This is a genomic window from Streptomyces sp. NBC_00582 (assembly GCF_036345155.1).
Lineage (GTDB): Bacteria > Actinomycetota > Actinomycetes > Streptomycetales > Streptomycetaceae > Streptomyces.
This window is the reverse complement of sequence record NZ_CP107772.1, coordinates 4,266,416-4,285,165: the sequence shown is the minus strand read 5'-3', so window position 1 is coordinate 4,285,165 and position 18,750 is coordinate 4,266,416. Positions and strand designations below refer to the sequence as shown.

General features: G+C 71.8%; 19 protein-coding genes. 6 read left to right on the top strand and 13 right to left on the bottom strand.

What is annotated here, in order from left to right; translation table 11 throughout:
• Nucleotides 1–116: 116 nt before the first annotated feature.
• The gene (locus OG852_RS18805; protein ID WP_166663550.1) at nt 117–824 is read right to left on the bottom strand and encodes a uridine kinase family protein; all 708 of its coding nucleotides are present in this window, start codon (nt 822–824) and stop codon (nt 117–119) included.
• Between the two features lie 59 nt (nt 825–883).
• Here OG852_RS18805 and OG852_RS18800 point away from each other — a divergent pair, with 59 nt between their 5' ends.
• The gene (locus OG852_RS18800) at nt 884–1,291 is read left to right on the top strand and encodes a hypothetical protein (RefSeq protein ID WP_133912742.1); all 408 of its coding nucleotides are present in this window, start codon (nt 884–886) and stop codon (nt 1,289–1,291) included.
• Nucleotides 1,292–1,502: 211 nt separating this feature from the next.
• On the opposite strand, the gene OG852_RS18795 is transcribed toward OG852_RS18800, so the two are convergent.
• From OG852_RS18795 to deoC, 3 genes are read right to left on the bottom strand one after another with little or no spacing between them, the layout of a single operon-like run.
• Entirely contained in the window at nt 1,503–2,402 is a 900-nt protein-coding gene (locus OG852_RS18795; RefSeq protein ID WP_330348497.1) for an aldehyde dehydrogenase family protein, read from the bottom strand.
• Nucleotides 2,395–3,846: an aldehyde dehydrogenase family protein gene (locus tag OG852_RS18790; protein ID WP_330348496.1), complete on the bottom strand. Its 1,452-nt coding sequence runs from the start codon at nt 3,844–3,846 to the stop codon at nt 2,395–2,397. The genes OG852_RS18795 and OG852_RS18790 overlap by 8 nt, the downstream gene beginning before the upstream one ends.
• A gap of 5 nt (nt 3,847–3,851) precedes the next feature.
• A complete protein-coding gene (gene deoC, locus OG852_RS18785; RefSeq protein WP_330351464.1) occupies nt 3,852–4,805 on the bottom strand; it encodes a deoxyribose-phosphate aldolase in 954 nt (317 codons plus the stop codon).
• 183 nt (nt 4,806–4,988) lie between these two features.
• Between deoC and OG852_RS18780 the strand changes: the two genes are divergently transcribed.
• Complete coding sequence (locus OG852_RS18780; RefSeq protein WP_133912739.1) at nt 4,989–5,684, top strand: PH domain-containing protein; 696 nt, start codon at nt 4,989–4,991, stop codon at nt 5,682–5,684.
• Between the two features lie 379 nt (nt 5,685–6,063).
• Here OG852_RS18780 and OG852_RS18775 read toward each other — a convergent pair whose 3' ends face one another.
• The 4 genes from OG852_RS18775 to OG852_RS18760 form a co-directional block, all read right to left on the bottom strand.
• The gene (locus tag OG852_RS18775) at nt 6,064–7,695 is read right to left on the bottom strand and encodes a phospho-sugar mutase (protein ID WP_133912738.1); all 1,632 of its coding nucleotides are present in this window, start codon (nt 7,693–7,695) and stop codon (nt 6,064–6,066) included.
• 82 nt (nt 7,696–7,777) lie between these two features.
• Nucleotides 7,778–8,602 (bottom strand): purine-nucleoside phosphorylase, encoded by an 825-nt coding sequence (locus tag OG852_RS18770; RefSeq protein WP_133912737.1) that lies wholly within the window; start codon nt 8,600–8,602, stop codon nt 7,778–7,780.
• Between the two features lie 107 nt (nt 8,603–8,709).
• Nucleotides 8,710–8,994 (bottom strand): hypothetical protein, encoded by a 285-nt coding sequence (locus OG852_RS18765; protein WP_133912736.1) that lies wholly within the window; start codon nt 8,992–8,994, stop codon nt 8,710–8,712.
• A 15-nt stretch (nt 8,995–9,009) separates the two neighbouring features.
• Nucleotides 9,010–9,447: a gamma-glutamylcyclotransferase gene (locus OG852_RS18760; RefSeq protein ID WP_133912735.1), complete on the bottom strand. Its 438-nt coding sequence runs from the start codon at nt 9,445–9,447 to the stop codon at nt 9,010–9,012.
• A 96-nt stretch (nt 9,448–9,543) separates the two neighbouring features.
• On the opposite strand from OG852_RS18760, the gene OG852_RS18755 reads away from it, so the two are divergent.
• Both OG852_RS18755 and OG852_RS18750 read left to right on the top strand, forming a co-directional pair.
• Nucleotides 9,544–10,992, top strand: coding sequence for an NAD(P)H-quinone dehydrogenase (locus tag OG852_RS18755; protein WP_133912734.1), 1,449 nt, complete (start codon nt 9,544–9,546; stop codon nt 10,990–10,992).
• A gap of 121 nt (nt 10,993–11,113) precedes the next feature.
• Nucleotides 11,114–12,073 carry a DeoR/GlpR family DNA-binding transcription regulator gene (locus tag OG852_RS18750; protein ID WP_133912733.1) on the top strand — a complete coding sequence of 320 codons (960 nt, stop codon included), beginning with the start codon at nt 11,114–11,116 and terminating at the stop codon, nt 12,071–12,073.
• A gap of 153 nt (nt 12,074–12,226) precedes the next feature.
• Here OG852_RS18750 and OG852_RS18745 read toward each other — a convergent pair whose 3' ends face one another.
• Entirely contained in the window at nt 12,227–14,002 is a 1,776-nt protein-coding gene (locus tag OG852_RS18745; RefSeq protein ID WP_330348495.1) for an acetyl/propionyl/methylcrotonyl-CoA carboxylase subunit alpha, read from the bottom strand.
• Nucleotides 14,003–14,387: 385 nt separating this feature from the next.
• Between OG852_RS18745 and OG852_RS18740 the strand changes: the two genes are divergently transcribed.
• The gene (locus tag OG852_RS18740; RefSeq protein ID WP_330348494.1) at nt 14,388–15,005 is read left to right on the top strand and encodes a hypothetical protein; all 618 of its coding nucleotides are present in this window, start codon (nt 14,388–14,390) and stop codon (nt 15,003–15,005) included.
• Here the strand turns inward: OG852_RS18740 and OG852_RS18735 are convergent.
• The 4 genes from OG852_RS18735 to OG852_RS18720 all read right to left on the bottom strand — a co-directional run bounded on the left by OG852_RS18735 (nt 14,974) and on the right by OG852_RS18720 (nt 17,654).
• A complete protein-coding gene (locus OG852_RS18735) occupies nt 14,974–15,579 on the bottom strand; it encodes a Maf family protein (protein WP_133912731.1) in 606 nt (201 codons plus the stop codon). The genes OG852_RS18740 and OG852_RS18735 overlap by 32 nt on opposite strands.
• A gap of 4 nt (nt 15,580–15,583) precedes the next feature.
• The gene (mmpB, locus tag OG852_RS18730; RefSeq protein ID WP_133912730.1) at nt 15,584–15,712 is read right to left on the bottom strand and encodes a morphogenic membrane protein MmpB; all 129 of its coding nucleotides are present in this window, start codon (nt 15,710–15,712) and stop codon (nt 15,584–15,586) included.
• Nucleotides 15,713–15,815: 103 nt separating this feature from the next.
• A complete protein-coding gene (locus tag OG852_RS18725) occupies nt 15,816–16,031 on the bottom strand; it encodes an acyl-CoA carboxylase epsilon subunit (protein WP_133912729.1) in 216 nt (71 codons plus the stop codon).
• A gap of 9 nt (nt 16,032–16,040) precedes the next feature.
• On the bottom strand, nt 16,041–17,654 hold the full coding sequence (locus OG852_RS18720) for an acyl-CoA carboxylase subunit beta (RefSeq protein ID WP_330348493.1): 1,614 nt from the start codon (nt 17,652–17,654) through the stop codon (nt 16,041–16,043).
• Between the two features lie 110 nt (nt 17,655–17,764).
• On the opposite strand from OG852_RS18720, the gene OG852_RS18715 reads away from it, so the two are divergent.
• The gene (locus OG852_RS18715; RefSeq protein WP_330348492.1) at nt 17,765–18,634 is read left to right on the top strand and encodes a biotin--[acetyl-CoA-carboxylase] ligase; all 870 of its coding nucleotides are present in this window, start codon (nt 17,765–17,767) and stop codon (nt 18,632–18,634) included.
• Nucleotides 18,635–18,750: the final 116 nt, after the last annotated feature.

Sequence of the window (18,750 nt, the reverse complement as noted above, 5' to 3'; positions counted from 1 at the left end):
ACTGGGGGGTGGCGTGGGGGGAACGGGGGAAGCGGGACTGGAGGGCCGGGGGGTCCGTCCAGTCCCGCTTTTCATGTGTCCGCAGGGTTCGCCTGTCCCCCGTTCGGGTGAAGCGTTCAGGCGGTGGTGCGCGCCGTCGCCGCGCTGCGGCCCGCCGCCGCGGACGCCAGGCGGCCCATCGCCTCGTCGCGGTCGCAGGCGTACGCGCCGAGCGCGGTCTGCCGGGCCACGATGGAACGCTCCGCGCGCATCAGCCGCCAGCCCCGGCGCAGCAGGAACGGGACCGACTTGCGGCCTTCCTTCAGATCGCGCAGGAAGCGGCGGCGGAACGTCTTCACCGGGCCGCGGCTCAGACACAGCGCGTCGGCCAGCACGCCCAGCTCACGGCAGCGCTCGACGATCTCGGCGGCGAAGATGCCCTCGGCGATGAACAGCGGGGTCCGCCCCACCTCCACCGCTTCCGTGCCGGTGCGGGCGCTGAGCGAGATGTCGTAGACGGGTACGTTCGTACGACCCGACGCGCAGAGTTCCACGATGGCGGCGACGGCCGTGTCCGCGTCCCACGAGCCGGGGTGGTCCCAGTCGATGTCGGAGCTCCCGGCGACCAGCGGCAGGGTCGGGTCGTCGCCCTCCTTGTAGAAGTCGTCGAGCCGCAGCACGGGCAGGCCGGAGCGAGCGGCGAGAAGGGACTTGCCGGAGCCGGAAGGGCCGCAGAGCAGCACGACTCGGGTGGGTATGGGCGGTTGGGAGCTCACGGGACACCAGTGTGAGGCATCCGTCGGGCCCGGTACGACCCCGCGGGTCGGCTTTGAAGCGCGCGTCACACCTCGCCTACCCTGTGTGGCGATCCGATCACGTTGCGCAGCAGAAGGTGGCAGCACTCATGGCTCGACACGCTTCCCCCCAGAACCCCACCGGCCGGCGTGTGCTCGCCGCCCTCGCGACCGCCGGAGTGGCGCTGGGCGCGGGCGCCGGTGCCGCGTCGGCTGCGCCGGGCGAACCCGTCGTCGACGTGCTGCGCACCCGGCCGACCTCGCTCGGGAACATCGATCCGCAGACCGGGGTGCGGGGGGTGCTCACGACGCTGCCGTACGTCACCGGGGCGCTCACCGGTCTCAAGCCCAACCCGCTTGCGGGGACGGGTGTGGACCCGCTCGACAACGGGGTCGGGACGCAGGTCGCCGACTTCCAGCCGGTGACCTCGCAGATGCTGACCGCGCCGGTGGCTCAGGCGCGGTCGCTCGGGGCGGTTCCTGTGCTGGGGGATGTGGCGGGGGTGCTGGGGGGCTGAGGCGGGTGGGTCACTGCGGGGGCGTGGGGGCTGGTCGCGCGGTTCCCCGCGCCCCTGAAGAGATGCGCAGTTCCCCGCGCCCCCGAAGGGACGCGCAGTTCCCCGCGCCCCTGAAGAGATGCGCAGTTCCCCGCGCCCCCGAAGGGACGCGCAGTTCCCCGCGCCCCCGAAGGGACGCGCAGTTCCCCGCGCCCCTGGAGTGGGGCGGTGGTCAGTAGGACGAGCCTCCTGCGCCCAGGGAGCCCGTCGGGTGCCAGACCGTCTTTGTTTCCAGGAAGGCGGTCATGCGGTCGATGCCCGGGGTTTCCGTCCAGTCGTCCACAGGCTGTGGACGCAGGACGCGCTTGAGGTTGTCGGCCGCCGCGATCTCCAGCTCCTTCGCCAGGACCTCGTCCGCGCCCGTGAGGTCGATCGCGTTGACGTCCTGGTGGGCGGCGAGGGGCGCCGCGATCTCCGCCGTACGGCCGGAGAGGACGTTGACGACGCCGCCGGGGACGTCGGACGTGGCCAGGACCTCGGCCAGGGAGAGGGCCGGGAGCGGGGACTTCTCGGAGGGGATCACCACGGCCGTGTTGCCCGTCGCGATCACCGGGGCGAGGACGGACACCAGGCCCAGGAAGGACGACTCCTGCGGGGCCAGGACCGCGACGACGCCCGTCGGCTCGGGGGAGGAGAGGTTGAAGTACGGGCCCGCGACCGGGTTTCCGCCGCCCACGACCTGGGCGATCTTGTCGGTCCAGCCCGCGTACCAGACCCAGCGGTCGATCGTCGCGTCCACGACGGCGGCCGCCTTGGACTTGCCGAGCCCCTCGGCCTCGCCCACCTCGCGCACGAACTGCTCGCGGCGGCCCTCCAGCATCTCCGCGACGCGGTAGAGGACCTGGCCGCGGTTGTAGGCGGTCGCGCCGGACCAGCCGCCGAAGGCCTTGCGGGCGGCGACCACCGCGTCACGGGCGTCCTTGCGGGACGACTGCGGTGCGTTCGCCAGCCAGTTGCCCTTGGAGTCCGTCACCTCGTACACCCGGCCGCTCTCGGAACGCGGGAACTTCCCGCCGACGTACAGCTTGTAGGTCTTGAAGACAGTCAGACGCTCGTTGGTGCGGTCAGACATCGAGGTACGCCTCCAGGCCGTGGCGACCGCCCTCGCGGCCGAAGCCCGACTCCTTGTAGCCGCCGAAGGGCGAGGTCGGGTCGAACTTGTTGAACGTGTTGGACCAGACGACACCGGCCCGGAGCTTGTTCGCCACCGCGAGGATGCGGGAGCCCTTCTCCGTCCAGATGCCCGCCGACAGGCCGTACGGCGTGTTGTTGGCCTTGGCGACGGCCTCGTCCGGGGTGCGGAAGGTGAGGACCGACAGGACCGGACCGAAGATCTCGTCGCGGGCGACGGTGTGGGCCTGGGTGACGTTGGTGAACAGCGTCGGCGCGAACCAGTAGCCGGCCTCCGGGAGTTCGCAGGCCGCGGTCCAGCGCTCGGCGCCCTCCGCCTCGCCCCGCTCCACCAGCGAGGTGATCCGGGTGAGCTGCTCCTCGGAGTTGATCGCGCCGATGTCCGTGTTCTTGTCCAGGGGGTCGCCGAGGCGGAGGGTGGAGAGCCTGCGCTTCAGGGACTCCAGCAGCTCCTCCTGGATCGACTCCTGGACGAGGAGGCGGGACCCGGCGCAGCAGACCTGGCCCTGGTTGAAGAAGATGCCGTTGACGATGCCCTCGACGGCCTGGTCGATCGGGGCGTCGTCGAAGACGATGTTGGCGCCCTTGCCGCCCAGCTCCAGGGTGAGCTTCTTACGGGTGCCCGCGACCGTCTTCGCGATCTCCTTGCCGACGGCCGTGGAGCCGGTGAACGCCACCTTGTCGACGTCCGGGTGCGCGACGAGGGCGGCGCCCGTGTCGCCGTAGCCCGGGAGGATGTTGACGACACCCCTGGGCAGGCCCGCCTGGCGGCAGACGTCCGCGAAGAACAGGGCGGAGAGGGGGGTGGTCTCGGCCGGCTTCAGGACGACCGTGTTGCCGGTCGCGAGCGCCGGGGCGATCTTCCACGCCAGCATCAGGAGGGGGAAGTTCCAGGGGATGACCTGGCCGGCCACGCCCAGCGGCTTCGGCGCGGGGCCGAAGCCCGCATGGTCCAGCTTGTCGGCCCAGCCCGCGTAGTAGAAGAAGTGCGCGGCGACCAGGGGCAGGTCGGCGTCGCGCGTCTCCTTGATCGGCTTGCCGTTGTCCAGGGTCTCCAGGACGGCCAGCTCACGGCTGCGCTCCTGGATGATCCGGGCGATGCGGAAGAGGTACTTCGCGCGCTCGGAGCCGGGCAGCGCCGACCACTTCCCGAAGGCCTTGCGGGCGGCCTTGACGGCACGGTCGACGTCCTCGGCGCCGGCCTGCGCGATCTCGGAGAGCACCTCCTCCGTCGACGGCGACACCGTCTTGAAGACCTTGCCGTCGGCCGCCTCCACGAACTCGCCGTCGATGAAGAGGCCGTAGGAGGGGGCGATGTCGACGACCGAGCGGGACTCGGGCGCCGGTGCGTACTCGAACACAGTTGTCCGCTTTTCCGTGGTCATGGGTCTCAGTCCACCGTCACGTAGTCGGGGCCGGAGTAGCGGCCGGTGGCCAGCTTCTGGCGCTGCATCAGCAGGTCGTTCAGGAGGGAGGAGGCGCCGAAGCGGAACCAGTGGTTGTCCAGCCAGTCCGGGCCGGCCGTCTCGTTGACCAGCACCAGGAACTTGATCGCGTCCTTGGAGCTGCGAATGCCGCCGGCGGGCTTCACCCCGACCTGGACGCCGGTCTGCGCCCGGAAGTCCCGCACCGCCTCCAGCATGAGGAGGGTGTTGGCGGGCGTGGCGTTGACGGCGACCTTGCCGGTGGACGTCTTGATGAAGTCGGCGCCCGCCAGCATCCCGAGCCAGCTCGCCCGGCGGATGTTGTCGTACGTCGACAGCTCGCCCGTCTCGAAGATGACCTTCAGCCGGGCCGCCCCGCACGCCTCCCGCACGGCGACGATCTCGTCGTACACCTTCAGATAGTCCCCCGCGAGGAACGCCCCGCGGTCGATGACCATGTCGATCTCGTCGGCGCCCGCGGCGACCGCGTCCCGCACGTCCGCCAGCTTGACGGAGAGTGCGGCACGTCCGGCCGGGAAGGCGGTGGCGACCGAGGCCACCTTCACGCCGGAGCCGGCGACGGCCTCCTTGGCGACGGCCACCATGTCGGGGTAGACGCACACCGCGGCGGTCGTGGGCGTGGTGCGGTCGGTCGGGTCGGGGCGGACCGCCTTGGCGCCGAGCGCCCGGACCTTGCCCGGGGTGTCCGCGCCTTCCAGCGTCGTCAGGTCGACCATCGAGATGGCGAGGTCGATGGCGTACGCCTTCGCGGTCGTCTTGATGGAACGGGTGCCGAGCGAGGCGGCGCGCGCCTCCAGGCCGACCGCGTCGACGCCGGGCAGCCCGTGGAGGAAGCGGCGCAGCGTGCTGCCGGACGAGGTCACGTCCGCGAGGGCTGCGGTGGGTGCATTGGTGGGCATGGTCACCAGACGAGCATATCTACGCGCGTAGCGGATGTATAGCCCGGGAGACCGGGTCTCGGCGTGGAGGGTGCGCGCGGTCCCGGCGGCTGGATGCGGGCGACCCGGGGCCGGTCGCGCGGTTCCCCGCGCCCCTTCGGGGCGCTTCGGCCCCGCCTCTCGTGCTGGGGCAGAATCGGCCCTATGACCACCCCGGAAGACCAGCCCTCCGCGCAGCCCCCGGCCTCCGAGTTCGACGACCGTGTGCACCGGTCGTCGGGCGGTATCGCGAGCGGTGTCCTGCTGCTGGCCGTCGTCGGCTGGCTCGGCGTCGACGCGATCGTCGCGGGGGAGGGGCGTACGCCATGGCTGGCGCTCGCGACCCTCATCCTGGTCGTGCCGCTCGTCGTCGCCTTCACCCTGCGGCCCGCCGTGTACGCCGGCCAGGACCGGCTGCGGGTGCGCAACCCGTTCCGGGTGGTCGTGCTGCCCTGGGGGGAGATCGCGGCGCTGCGGTCCGGGTACTCCAACGAGGCCCTGGCCAAGTCGGGGAGCAAGGTCCAGCTCTGGGCGATCCCGGTGTCGCTGCGGGCCCGCAAGTCGGCGGCCCGACGGGAGGCACGGGCGGCGGCGGACGGCCACCCCGGGCGCGAGACGGGCGCGGGGCGCGGGGGCGGCCGGGGCGGGCTCGGCGGGTTCGGGGGTTCCTCCCGGTCGACGCCGCAGGGACCCGTGCGGGCCGCGACCGACCAGGTCATGGACGAGCTGCGGAACCTGTGGGAGGCGCGCGAGAAGGCGGAAAGCGCGCAGGGCGAGGTGACCGTGCGGTGGGCGTGGGAAATCCTCGGCCCGGCGGCCGCGGGGGCCGTGGTGCTGGCGATCTTGCTGGCGGTGGGATGAGAGCGGGGGCCGCTGAGACTGTGGCGGTCGGGTGAGCTTCCCGGGCCGGTGAGGCCGCTGGCCGCCTGTGAGGCTTTCGGGGGCGCTGCGTGCGGTGAGGTGGATGGGCGGCCCGGTTGTGACCCTTCGTCTGTTCCAGGTCGCAGGGTTCTTCGTCATCATCGGCGCGCGGACCCCCGGCCGGGCCGGCCGAGGCGGGGCCCCGTGAGTCCGGGGAACGATGACTACGAATCCTGCCGAGGTGCTGCGGCTGCCCGCCTCCGCGACCCCCGAGGGCTGCCCGGCCTGGGACGGTGACGCGGCGCACCGCTGGACGCGGACGCTGCCCGTGCGCGGGGTGCCCCTGCGCGCACCGCCGTGGGCGGCCCTGTGCCTCGGCTCAGAGGCCGGCCGCTGTCGACAGGTCTCGCTTGATCGCCGCGAGGGTCTCGGTCGCCTTGGTCCGGGCGGCCGGGAGGGCCGTGAGGTCGGCCACCGGGACGACCACCTCCAGGTAGCACTTCAGCTTGGGTTCCGTGCCGCTGGGCCGGACGATCACCCGGGCGCCGTCGAGCGTGTAGCGCAGGCCGTCGGTCGGCGGCAGCCGGTCCGTGCCCCGGGTGAGGTCCTCGGCCCGGGTGACGGACAGCCCCGCGAGCGAGACCGGGGGCCGCTCGCGCAGCCTGCGCATGGCGTCGGCGATCACGGACAGGTCCTCGACCCGGACGGAGAGCTGGTCGGTGGCGTGCAGACCGTGCTCCACGGCGAGCTCGTCCAGCAGGTCGAGCAGGGTGCGGCCCTGTTCCTTGAGCTCCGAGGCCAGCTCCGTGATCAGCAGCGCCGCGGTGATCCCGTCCTTGTCGCGCACGCCCTCCGGGTCCACGCAGTAGCCGAGGGCCTCCTCGTAGCCGTAGCGCAGGCCCTCGACACGGGCGATCCACTTGAAGCCGGTGAGGGTCTCCTCGTACGGCAGTCCCGCCTTCTCGGCGATCCGGCCGAGGAGGGAGGAGGAGACGATCGACTCGGCGAAGGTGCCGCGCGCGCCGCGCCGGACCAGGTGGGCGGCGAGCAGGGCGCCGACCTCGTCGCCGCGCAGCATCCGCCAGTCGCCGCCGTCGGGGACGGCCACGGCGCAGCGGTCGGCGTCCGGGTCGTTGGCGACGACCAGGTCGGGGCCGGTCTCGCGGGCCTTCGCGAAGGCGAGGTCCATCGCGCCGGGCTCCTCCGGGTTGGGGAAGGCCACGGTCGGGAAGTCCGGGTCGGGCTCGGCCTGCTCGGCGACCAGCGCGGGCTCCGGGAACCCGGCGCGGGCGAACGCGGCGAGGAGGACGTCCTTGCCGACGCCGTGCATCGCCGTGTACACCGTGCGGGCGGTGCGTGCGGAGCCCCGGGCGAGCACGGCGTCCGTACGGGCGAGGTAGGCGTCCAGGACCGAGTCGTCCAGGGTCTGCCAGCCGCTCCCGGGGCGGGGCACGTCGTCCAGCGAGGCGATCGCGTCGATCTCGGCGGCGATCTCCACGTCGGCGGGCGGCACGATCTGCGAGCCGTCGCCCAGGTAGACCTTGTAGCCGTTGTCGCGGGGCGGGTTGTGGCTGGCGGTGACCTCGACACCGGCGACCGCGCCGAGGTGCCTTATGGCGTAGGCGAGGACGGGGGTCGGCAGGGGGCGGGGGAGCACGGCGGCGCGCAGTCCGGCGCCCGTCATCACGGCGGCGGTGTCCCGGGCGAAGTCCGCCGACTTGTGGCGGGCGTCGTAGCCGATGACGACGACTCCGTCGGTGTGGCCGTGCTTCTTGAGGTAGGCGGCGAGACCGGCGGCGGCGCGGATGACGACGGCCCTGTTCATCCGCATGGGCCCTGCCCCGAGCTCCCCGCGCAGACCGGCCGTGCCGAACTGGAGCGTGCCGCTGAAGCGGGCGGCCAGCTCGGTGACGTCACCGGACTCGAGAAGCCGGGCGAGTTCGGCGCGGGTCTGCGGATCGGGGTCCTCGGCCAGCCAGGCCCGGGCGCGGATGATCAGGTCGTCTTGCACGTCGGTCAGCCTCTCGTGTGTGGTGTCTCGCCGGTTCGCCGACCGAGTCGGGCGGCCCGGGGGCGGAGCCCCCAGGGGCCGGTTACAGGCGGTCCAGCACCTGGGTCAGCAGGGCGCCCATGCGCGTCGCGGAATCCCGCCCCGCCTGGAGAACCTCCTCGTGGTTCAGCGGTTCCCCGGTCATCCCCGCGGCGAGGTTCGTCACCAGGGAGATACCCAGCACCTCCGCCCCGGCCTCACGCGCCGCGATGGCCTCCAGCACGGTCGACATGCCCACCAGGTCCGCCCCGATGACCCGGGCCATCCGGATCTCCGCCGGCGTCTCGTAGTGCGGCCCGGGGAACTGGGCGTAGACGCCCTCCTCCAGCGTGGGGTCGACCTCCTTGCACAGGGCCCGCAGCCGCGGCGAGTACAGGTCGGTGAGGTCGACGAAGTTCGCGCCGACGATCGGCGAGGTCGCCGTGAGGTTGATGTGGTCGCTGATCAGGACCGGCTGCCCGGGGCGCATGCCCTCGCGCAGACCGCCGCAGCCGTTGGTCAGCACGACGGTCTTGCACCCCGCCGACACGGCCGTACGGACGCCGTGCGCGACGGCGGCCACCCCGCGGCCCTCGTAGAAGTGGGTGCGGCCCAGGAAGACCAGGGCGCGCTTCTCGCCGATGCGGTACGAGCGGATCTTGCCGCCGTGGCCCTCGACCGCGGGCGGCGGGAACCCGGGCAGCTCGGTGACCGGGAACTCGGCGTCGGGGGCGCCCAGGGCGTCCACCGCGGGTGCCCAGCCGGAGCCCATCACGAGGGCGACGTCGTGGGTCTCGGCGCCGGTCAGTTCGCGCAGGCGCGCGGCGGCGGCGTCGGCGGCGGCGTGGGGGTCGCCCTGGATGTCGTCCGGGAGAAGAGATGCGTTCACGCGGATGAGGGTAGCCGGTTCTTGCCTACGCGCGTAGATGACAGAGCCCACGGGAAAGGGATCGTTGCCTTGTCGTTTCCAACCAGGGGTGCCTGCGCAGCCGGTGCTCAGTCCTCCGGGACCAGGACGTCCTCGTCGCTGAACACCTCGACCACGAAGATCAGCAGCCGTCCCCGGCTCACGATGTACTCCGCGAACATGTGCTCGGTGAGCCGCACCGTGCGGTCGTCGCCGGTGCCGCTGACGGCGCGCGAGGCGGGCAGATAGGGATCGCGGGCCAGCACGGCGACGCCCCGGTCGAATCTGGCGCGCTGCCGTTCGTCCAGGCGGTCGCGCGCGGCCGCCGCCTGCTCCGTGTACTGGACCTGGTAACCGTGGCGCACCCCGCTCATGCCTTCCAGGATCGATCAGCAGGGACGCTTCCGCAGCTCCATCACGTAGTCGTGGGGTGCGCCGGCCGACTCGGCGGCGTCCGCGACCTCCCCGAGGTACCGGGCCGACGGCAGGCCGCCCTCGTACCCGTTCAGGACGTACACCCACGCCGAGGCGTCGCCGTCCAGGGTGTGCACCCGGACCCGCAGCCGCCGGTAGATGCCGAGGCCGACGCCCTCCCAGCGGTCCAGGGACTCCTCGTCCATCGGGGCGATGTCGTACAGCGCGACGAACACCCGCGCCTCGGGGTCCTCGACGACGGTCGCCAGCGCGCCCTCCCAGCCGAGCTGCTCCCCGCCGAAGGTCAGCCGCCATCCGTCGAGCCAGCCCGTCGCGCGCAGCGGCGAGTGCGGGGCGCGGCGGGTCATCAGCCGCGCGTCGAGGTTGCCGGCGTACGCGGCGTAGAGCGACATGGGAGGAGGGTACGGCAGCCGGCGCGCGGGTCACTTCCGTCACAGGCGTATCTCCGTTCGCCCCCGGGCGACCGGCACACCGGGACGTGCGGGACAATGGAGTACGTGACTCGGATCGTGATCATCGGTGGCGGACCCGGCGGCTATGAGGCGGCGCTGGTGGCCGCGCAGCTCGGTGCGGAGGTGACCGTCGTCGACAGCGACGGTCTGGGCGGGGCGTCGGTGCTGACCGACTGCGTGCCGTCGAAGACCCTGATCGCTACGGCCGAGGTCATGACGACCTTCGACTCGTCGTACGAGGAACTCGGCATCATCGTCGCCGACGACACCCCGCCGCTGGAGCAGGCGGCCCGGGTGGTCGGGGTGGACCTGGGCAAGGTCAACCGGCGGGTGAAGCGGCTGGCGCTCGCCCAGTCGCACGACATCACCGCCTCCGTCACCCGGGCCGGCGCCCGGGTGATGCGCGGCAAGGGCCGGCTCCAGGGCATGCAGGCCCTCGACGGCTCCCGCAAGGTCGTCGTCACCACCGCCGACGGCACCGAGGAGACCCTCACCGCCGACGCCGTGCTGATCGCCACCGGCGGTCACCCGCGCGAGCTGCCCGACGCCCAGCCCGACGGCGAGCGCATCCTGAACTGGACCCAGGTCTACGACCTCGGCGAGCTGCCCGAGGAGCTCATCGTGGTCGGCTCCGGTGTCACCGGCGCCGAGTTCGCCGGCGCCTACCAGGCCCTCGGCTCCAAGGTCACCCTCGTCTCCTCCCGCGACAGGGTGCTGCCCGGCGAGGACCCGGACGCCGCCGCAGTCCTGGAGGACGTCTTCCGGCGCCGCGGGATGAACGTGATGGCCCGCTCGCGCGCCGAGTCCGCGAAGCGGGTCGGCGACCGGGTCGAGGTCACCCTCTCCGACGGCCGTGTCATCGCCGGCTCGCACTGTCTGATGGCCGTCGGCGCGATCCCCAACAGCGAGGGGCTCGGCCTGGAGGAGGCGGGCGTCAAGGTCCGCGAGTCCGGCCACATCTGGACCGACAAGGTCAGCCGCACCACCGCGCCCGGCGTGTACGCCGCCGGTGATGTGACCGGCGTGTTCGCGCTCGCGTCCGTCGCCGCCATGCAGGGACGTATCGCCATGTACCACTTCCTCGGCGACGCGGTGGCCCCGCTCAACCTCAAGACGGTCTCGTCGAACGTCTTCACCGACCCCGAGATCGCCACCGTCGGCTACAGCCAGGCCGACGTCGACGGCGGGAAGATCGACGCCCGGGTCGTCAAGCTGCCGCTGCTGCGCAACCCGCGTGCCAAGATGCAGGGCATCCGCGACGGCTTCGTCAAGATCTTCTGCCGTCCGGGCACCGGGATCGTCGTCGGCGGTGTGGTCGTCGCGCCGCGCGCCTCGGAACTGATCCACCCCATCTCGATCGCCGTCGACAACAATCTGACGGTCGAACAGATCGCGAACGCGTTCACCGTGTACCCGTCTCTTTCGGGCTCGATCGCCGAGGTGGCCCGGCAGTTGCACACGCGCAAGGCGGCGGGCGAGGCCTGACGGAGGCGTGGGGCGCCGGAATAGGGGCCCTATACCACTCCCCGTCCCTCTGTGCGAACAACTTCTACTATTCGGTGTAAAGAGCTGAAAGCAGACGGTCGCCCGCGTTACTGTCAGTTTCGTGTTCGCTGCAGAACGTCGCCAATTGATCCTCGAAATGGTGCGAGCGAACGGAGCCGTGTCGCTCCGTGAGCTCGCCCGCGTCGTCCAGACCTCCGAAGTGACCGTACGGCGGGACGTGCGCGCACTGGAGGCAGAAGGACTCCTCGACCGCCGACACGGCGGTGCGGTATTGCCGGGCGGATTCACGCGGGAGTCCGGCTTTCCGCAGAAATCCCATCTCGCGACCGCCGAAAAGACCGCCATCGCGGACCTCGCCGCGGGCTTCGTCGAAGAGGGCGAGGCCATCGTCGTCGGAGCCGGTACGACCACCCAGGAACTCGCCCGCCGACTGGCGCGGGTCCCCGGACTCACGGTCGTCACCAACTCCCTGCTGGTGGCCCAGGCCCTGGCCCACGCCAACCGGGTCGAGGTCGTCATGACCGGGGGCACCCTGCGCGGTTCCAACTACGCCCTCGTCGGCAGCGGGGCCGAACAGTCCCTGCAAGGGCTGCGCGTCTCCCGGGCCTTCCTCTCCGGGAGCGGACTGACCGCCGAACGCGGACTGTCCACGTCCAACATGCTCTCGGCGTCCGTCGACCGGGCACTCGTCCAGGCCGCCGCCGAGGTCGTCGTCCTCGCCGACCACACCAAGCTGGGCACCGACACCATGTTCCAGACCGTGCCCACGGACCTCATCACCCGCCTGGTGACCGACGAGCCGCCCGCGCACGACGACCGCGCCGCCACCGAGCTCCAGGCCCTCGCGGACCAGGGGGTGCAGATCGCCGTGGCCGGGGCGTCCGGGAACCCGGGGGGTGAGGCTGTCCCGGCGCGACCGCAGCCGCAGCGCCGGGACGTGCCGCTTCCCGCTCCGCGGCGGGGGCCGGGGGCTGCGGCGGGGCTGCGGGGGGCCACCGCGGTCCTCGGTGACGCGCCTGGTGGTGAGCGGGCTCGGGTGGCGGATCTTCGTCGCCGCTAGCCACTTGCCGGTTGCCCAAGCGCCGTAGGGGTGTGCGTGGGGGGCGGGTTCCGGTTCGTTCTGGCTGGGCGCGCCCACGCGGCGGAGCCGCGTATAGGGACAGGGCCCCGCGCCCCCTTTGGGGGGCGCGGGGCCCTGTGTTCAGAAGTGCCCTCAGTCCTTGATCTCGCAGATCGGGGCGCCCGAGGTGATGGAGGCGCCGACCTCTGCCGCGAGGCCCTTGATGGTGCCTGAGCGGTGGGCGTTGAGGGGCTGCTCCATCTTCATGGCCTCCAGGACGACGACCAGGTCGCCCTCCTTGACCTCCTGGCCCTCCTCGACCGCGACCTTGACGATCGTGCCCTGCATCGGGGAGGCCAGGGTGTCGCCGGAGGCGACCGGGCCGGACTTCTTGGCGGCGCGGCGCTTGGGCTTGGCGCCGGCGGCGAGGCCGGTGCGGGCCAGGGTCATACCGAGCGACGCCGGGAGGGAGACCTCCAGACGTTTGCCGCCGACCTCGACGACGATCGTCTCGCGGTCCTTGTCGTCCTCCTCCGCCTCGGCGTCGGCCGGGGAGGCGAAGGGCTTGATGTCGTTGACGAACTCGGTCTCGATCCAGCGGGTGTGGACCGTGAACGGCTCCTCGGAACCGGTGAGTTCGGGGGCGAACGCCGGGTCGGTGACGACCGCGCGGTGGAACGGGATGGCCGTGGCCATGCCCTCGACCTGGAACTCCTCCAGCGCGCGGGCGGCGCGCTGCAGGGCCTGCTCACGGGTGGCGCCGGTGACGATCAGCTTGGCCAGCAGGGAGTCCCAGGCCGGGCCGATCACACTGCCGGACTCCACGCCCGCGTCCAGGCGCACGCCCGGGCCGGTGGGCGGGGCGAAGACGGTGACCGTGCCGGGCGCGGGCAGGAAGCCCCGGCCCGGGTCCTCGCCGTTGATGCGGAACTCGAAGGAGTGCCCGCGCAGCGGCGGGTCGTCGTAGCCGAGCGCCTCGCCGTCGGCGATGCGGAACATCTCGCGCACCAGGTCGATACCGGAGACCTCCTCGGTCACCGGGTGCTCGACCTGCAGACGGGTGTTGACCTCCAGGAAGGAGATCGTGCCGTCGAGGCCGACGAGGAACTCCACCGTGCCGGCGCCGACGTAGCCGGCCTCCTTCAGGATCGCCTTGGAGGAGGAGTACAGCTCGGCGACCTGCTCGTCCGAGAGGAAGGGCGCCGGGGCCTCCTCGACCAGCTTCTGGTGGCGGCGCTGGAGCGAGCAGTCACGCGTCGACACGACGACGACGTTGCCGTGGCTGTCGGCCAGGCACTGCGTCTCCACGTGACGCGGCTTGTCGAGGTAGCGCTCCACGAAGCACTCGCCACGGCCGAACGCGGCGACGGCCTCACGGACCGCCGACTCGTACAGCTCGGGGACCTCTTCCAGGGTCCGGGCGACCTTCAGACCACGGCCACCGCCACCGAAGGCGGCCTTGATGGCGATCGGCAGGCCGTGCTCGCGGGCGAAGGCGACGACCTCGTCGGAGCCGCTCACCGGGTCCGGCGTGCCGGCCACCAGCGGGGCGCCGGCGCGCTGCGCGATGTGACGGGCGGCGACCTTGTCACCGAGGTCGCGGATGGCCTGCGGCGGCGGCCCGATCCAGATCAGACCCGCGTCCAGGACCGCCTGGGCGAAGTCGGCGTTCTCCGAGAGGAAGCCGTAGCCCGGATGGACGGCGTCCGCACCCGACTCCCGGGCCGCGTTGAGCACCTTGTCGATGTCCAGGTAGCTGGTCGCCGGAGTGTCACCGCCCAGGGCGAACGCCTCGTCCGCGGCACGCACGTGCAGAGCGTCCCGGTCCGGGTCTGCGTACACGGCCACACTGGCGATACCGGCATCCCGGCACGCCCGGGCCACGCGGACTGCGATTTCGCCACGGTTGGCGATGAGCACCTTGCGCACGATTGAGGCTCCCTCCTTGAAACAAGCCGAGTTTAGGGACTGCCGACACGACACATCGACCCGTCCCCAAAGGTGAGCTTGCCCACACGGAGCGTGATGCCAGGCTCACTCGACCGTGAAATCCCTTGTAGTACCGCCGTACGCAGCACTCCACCCGGCAACCCTAGCCCTCTCGTGTGGTCAAGGTCTCTGTGAGAGCGTGCTGCGGCCCACTCCGTTTCTTTGTGGAGTCCCTACGAATGGCCCAACGATTCTTTGCCCCGCACGGAACCCTTGTCCCCGGGTTTACCCGTTAGTAGCGTTCGCGATGTCTCGAACGTACTAGGGGTAACGGAAACCTCGCTCGACTCGGGCTCGAGCAGGGTGTGAAAGTGGGTGGGGACCGGTGGTCCGAAGACCGGTGGCGTTGATCCTGGCTCTCGTGCTGTTCGCGGAGGCCTTCGGCATCGCCCTGCTGAACTGGGCCCTCGGGGTCATGGCCGACGCCCAGAACATGTCCATGGCCGGCGTCGACCCCGATGTCATGTCGAGGTCCTCGAAGGTCGGCGGGATCGTCTTCGGTCTCTACTTCGCCGCGTGCGGCGTGGTGGCCCTGCTGATGGCCCTGCGCAACCGCGCCCCCGGTGTCCTCGGCCGCATCCTGCTGATCAGCGCGGCCGTGGTGCACGCCCTGCTCGGCGCGCTCGCCTGGGGGCTGCTCGGCCGGCAGCAGTTCGTGTTCATGATCGTGGTGCTGGGGCTGATCGTCCTGCTCCTGATGACGTACGACGCCCAGCCGGGGCCGGCGGTGGAGGCACCCGGGGCCGGCGGCCCCGGGGACGGCGCGCCGGGTGACGGCTCCAGCCTCGGGAACCCCGAGGAGCCCGCGCACCTCGAGGGCCCCGAGGACGGTCGGGTGAGCCTGGAGAAGCCCGAAGAGGGCGGTACCGCCGAGGAGAGCGAGAACCGCGCGGAGGGTGACGGCTCGTCGGTCACGCCTCCCGCGGCGCCCACAGCTCCGTGATGCCCACGCCGAGCTGACCCAGCAGCCTGCGGACCAGCGGCAGGCTGATGCCGATGACGTTGCCGTGGTCGCCGTCGATGCCGTCGATGAACGGCGCCGAACGGCCGTCCAGCGTGAACGCACCGGCCACATGGAGCGGTTCGCCCGAGGCGACGTACGCCGCGATCTCCTCGTCGCTCGGCTCGCCGAAGCGGACCACCGTGGAGGCGGTCGCCGAGGCGTAGCGCCCGCTGACGGTGTCGTATACGCAGTGGCCCGTCTGGAGCGTGCCGGCGCGGCCGCGCATCGCCTTCCAGCGGGCCGTGGCCTCCGCGGCGTCGGCGGGCTTGCCCAGCGCCTCGCCGTCCAGGTCGAGGACCGAGTCGCAGCCGATCACCAGCGCGCCCTTGGTGTCCGGGCGCGCCGCCACCACGCTCGCCTTGGCCTCCGCGAGGGCGAGGGCCAGGTCGGCGGGGGTGGGGGCGGTCACCGCGTCCTCGTCGACCCCGCTGACGATGACCTCGGGGGCGAGGCCGGCCTGTCGCAGGAGGTTCAGACGGGCGGGGGACTGGGAGGCGAGGACGAGTCGGCGCATGCGGTCAGCGTAGGCCCAGCACGATCATCGCCACCACCATGGCCAGGGCGAGGAAGAAGCCGAGCCGCCTCAGGGTCTCCTGCATGTCGCGGAGTTCCTTGGGCGGCTCGTTCTTCGGGTCTGACCACAGCATGCCCCCAGCGTGGGGCCTGGCCGGCGGGTTGGCCTGAGTAGGGGTACTTATTTGCTGCTGTGAGTTGTCGCTCTGTGCGCTGTTCCCCGCGCCCCTGGGTGGGTCATCCCTGGCTCGGCCAATAGGTGCGAGCCCAGGACGCCCGGCCCGGCTGGGGGACGCGTTGGCCCGCGATCCTCGCCGGGTCGGACCACGCGTCCCTGGGGCCCTCCGCGCCGGGCGGCGTCGTCGCCGCCGCCGCGGCGCGGGCTCGGACCACCGCCAGGGCGGCGGCCAGCTCCTCCGGGGTCGGGTTGCCCCGTACGACCTTGATCGTCACAGCGGCTCCTTAGAGGGGGATGTTGCCGTGCTTCTTCGGGGGGAGTGACTCGCGCTTGGTGCGGAGCTGGCGCAGGCCGCGGACGATGTGGCGGCGGGTGTCGGACGGCATGATCACGGAGTCGACGTAGCCGCGCTCGGCCGCGATGTAGGGGTTGAGGAGGGTGTCCTCGTACTCCTGGATCAGCCGGGCGCGCACCGCCTCCAGGTCCTCGCCGTTCGCCTCCGCCTCCGCGATCGTGCGGCGGTGCAGGATGTTGACCGCGCCCTGGGCGCCCATGACGGCGATCTGGGCGGTGGGCCAGGCCAGGTTGAGGTCGGCGCCCAGGTGCTTGGAGCCCATGACGTCGTAGGCGCCGCCGAAGGCCTTGCGGGTGATGACGGTGATCAGGGGCACCGTCGCCTCGGCGTAGGCGTAGATCAGCTTGGCGCCGCGGCGGATGATGCCGTCGTGCTCCTGGTCGACGCCGGGCAGGAAGCCGGGGACGTCGACGAAGGTGACGACCGGGATGTTGAAGGCGTCGCACGTACGGACGAAGCGGGCCGCCTTCTCGCTCGCCTTGATGTCGAGGCAGCCGGCGAACTGCATCGGCTGGTTGGCGACGATCCCGACCGGGTGGCCCTCGACCCGGCCGTAGCCGGTGAGGATGTTCGGCGCGAACAGCGGCTGCGTCTCGAAGAACTCGGCGTCGTCCAGGATGTGTTCGATCACCGTGTGCATGTCGTACGGCTGGTTGGCGCTGTCCGGGACGAGGGTGTCCAGCTCCAGGTCCTCGTCGGTGAGCGTGAGGTCCGCCTCCTCCGGGAACACCGGGGCCTCGGAGAGGTTGTTCGACGGCAGGTACGACAGGAGCTGCTTGATGTACTCGATCGCGTCCTTCTCGTCACCGGCCATGTGATGGGCCACGCCCGAGACGGAGTTGTGGGTGCGCGCGCCGCCCAGCTCCTCGAAGCCGACGTCCTCACCGGTGACCGTCTTGATGACGTCCGGACCGGTGATGAACATGTGGGACGTCTGGTCGACCATGACCGTGAAGTCGGTGATCGCGGGGGAGTACACCGCGCCGCCCGCGCAGGGACCGACGACCAGGGAGATCTGCGGGATCACACCGGACGCGTGCGTGTTGCGGCGGAAGATCTCGCCGTACGCCCCCAGCGAGGCCACGCCCTCCTGGATGCGGGCGCCGCCGGAGTCGTTGATGCCGATGACCGGGCAGCCCGTCTTCAGGGCGAAGTCCATCACCTTGACGATCTTCTGGCCGTAGACCTCGCCCAGCGCACCGCCGAAGACGGTGAAGTCCTGGGAGAACACCGCCACCGGGCGTCCGTCGACCGTGCCGTAGCCGGTCACGACACCGTCCCCGTAGGGGCGGTTCCTCTCCAGGCCGAAGTTGGTGGAGCGGTGCCGGGTGAACTCGTCGAGCTCGACGAACGACCCCTCGTCGAGAAGGAGTTCGATGCGCTCACGGGCCGTCAGCTTGCCCTTGGCGTGCTGCTTCTCCACGGCGCGTGCGGAGCCGGCGTGCGTCGCTTCCTCGATACGGCGCTGGAGATCCGCGAGCTTCCCCGCGGTGGTGTGGATGTCGATCCCTGGGATCTCGTGACGCTCTTCCGGCTCGGACATCGGGATGCGGCTCCCTGCCTGCTCAAAAGGGGGGACGGTTACTCATCCGTAGACTAGTGGTGCGCCTACCAATCAGCAGTGCGGCGTTTCACACACCTAGGGTGGCTTGCATGACGCCCCGAGATGCCTCAGACGCGAACGGCAGCCGCTGGTCCGCCCTCGACCGGCCGCCCCTCAACGCCACGGCCCTGCGCCGGGCGCTGCTCCGGGAGGGCGGCGGCCTCTACCGCGATCTGGAGATCGTCCAGCGCACCGGGTCCACCAACTCCGACCTCGTGGCCCGTGCGGCGGCGGGCGGGGCGGAGGAGGGCGCCGTCCTCGTCGCCGAGGAGCAGACCTCCGGACGTGGCCGCCTGGACCGGCAGTGGACGGCGCCCCCGCGCTCCGGACTGTTCTTCTCCGTCCTGCTCCGGCCGGCCGAGGTCCCCGTGGCCCGCTGGGGCTGGCTGCCGCTGCTCACCGGCGTCGCCGTCGCGACCGGCCTCGCGCGCGGGGCCGGCGTGGACACGGCTCTCAAGTGGCCCAACGACCTGCTGGTGACGGTGGGCGGCGAGGAACGCAAGGCGGGCGGGATCCTCGCCGAGCGCGCCGGCGAGGACGGTGTCGTCGTCGGCGTCGGCGTCAACGTCACCCTGCGCGCCGACGAGCTGCCCGTGCCCCGGGCCGGCTCGCTGGCCCTCGCCGGAGCGGCGAACACGGACCGCGATCCGCTGCTGCGGGCCGTCCTGCGCTCACTGGAGGAGTGGTACGACCGCTGGCGGTCGGCGGGCGGCGATCCGGCGGCGAGCGGTCTGCAGGAGGCGTACGCGGCGGGCTGCGCGACCCTGGGCCGCGAGGTGCGGGCCGAGCTGCCGGGGGACCGGTCGGTGGTGGGGGAGGCGGTGGCCGTGGACGGGGACGGGCGTTTGGTGATCGCCACGAGGGAAGGCGTGCAGGAGCCGGTGGGGGCGGGGGACATCGTGCACCTGAGGCCCGCGTGAGGGAAAAAACGTGATGCCGGGTGCCGCCCCCGTCAAGGGGACTTACCGTCGGCTTCACGGGCGTGAGCTACCGCACACTGCCGTAGAGTTGAGGCCGGTCGATACCTGACCGCGGA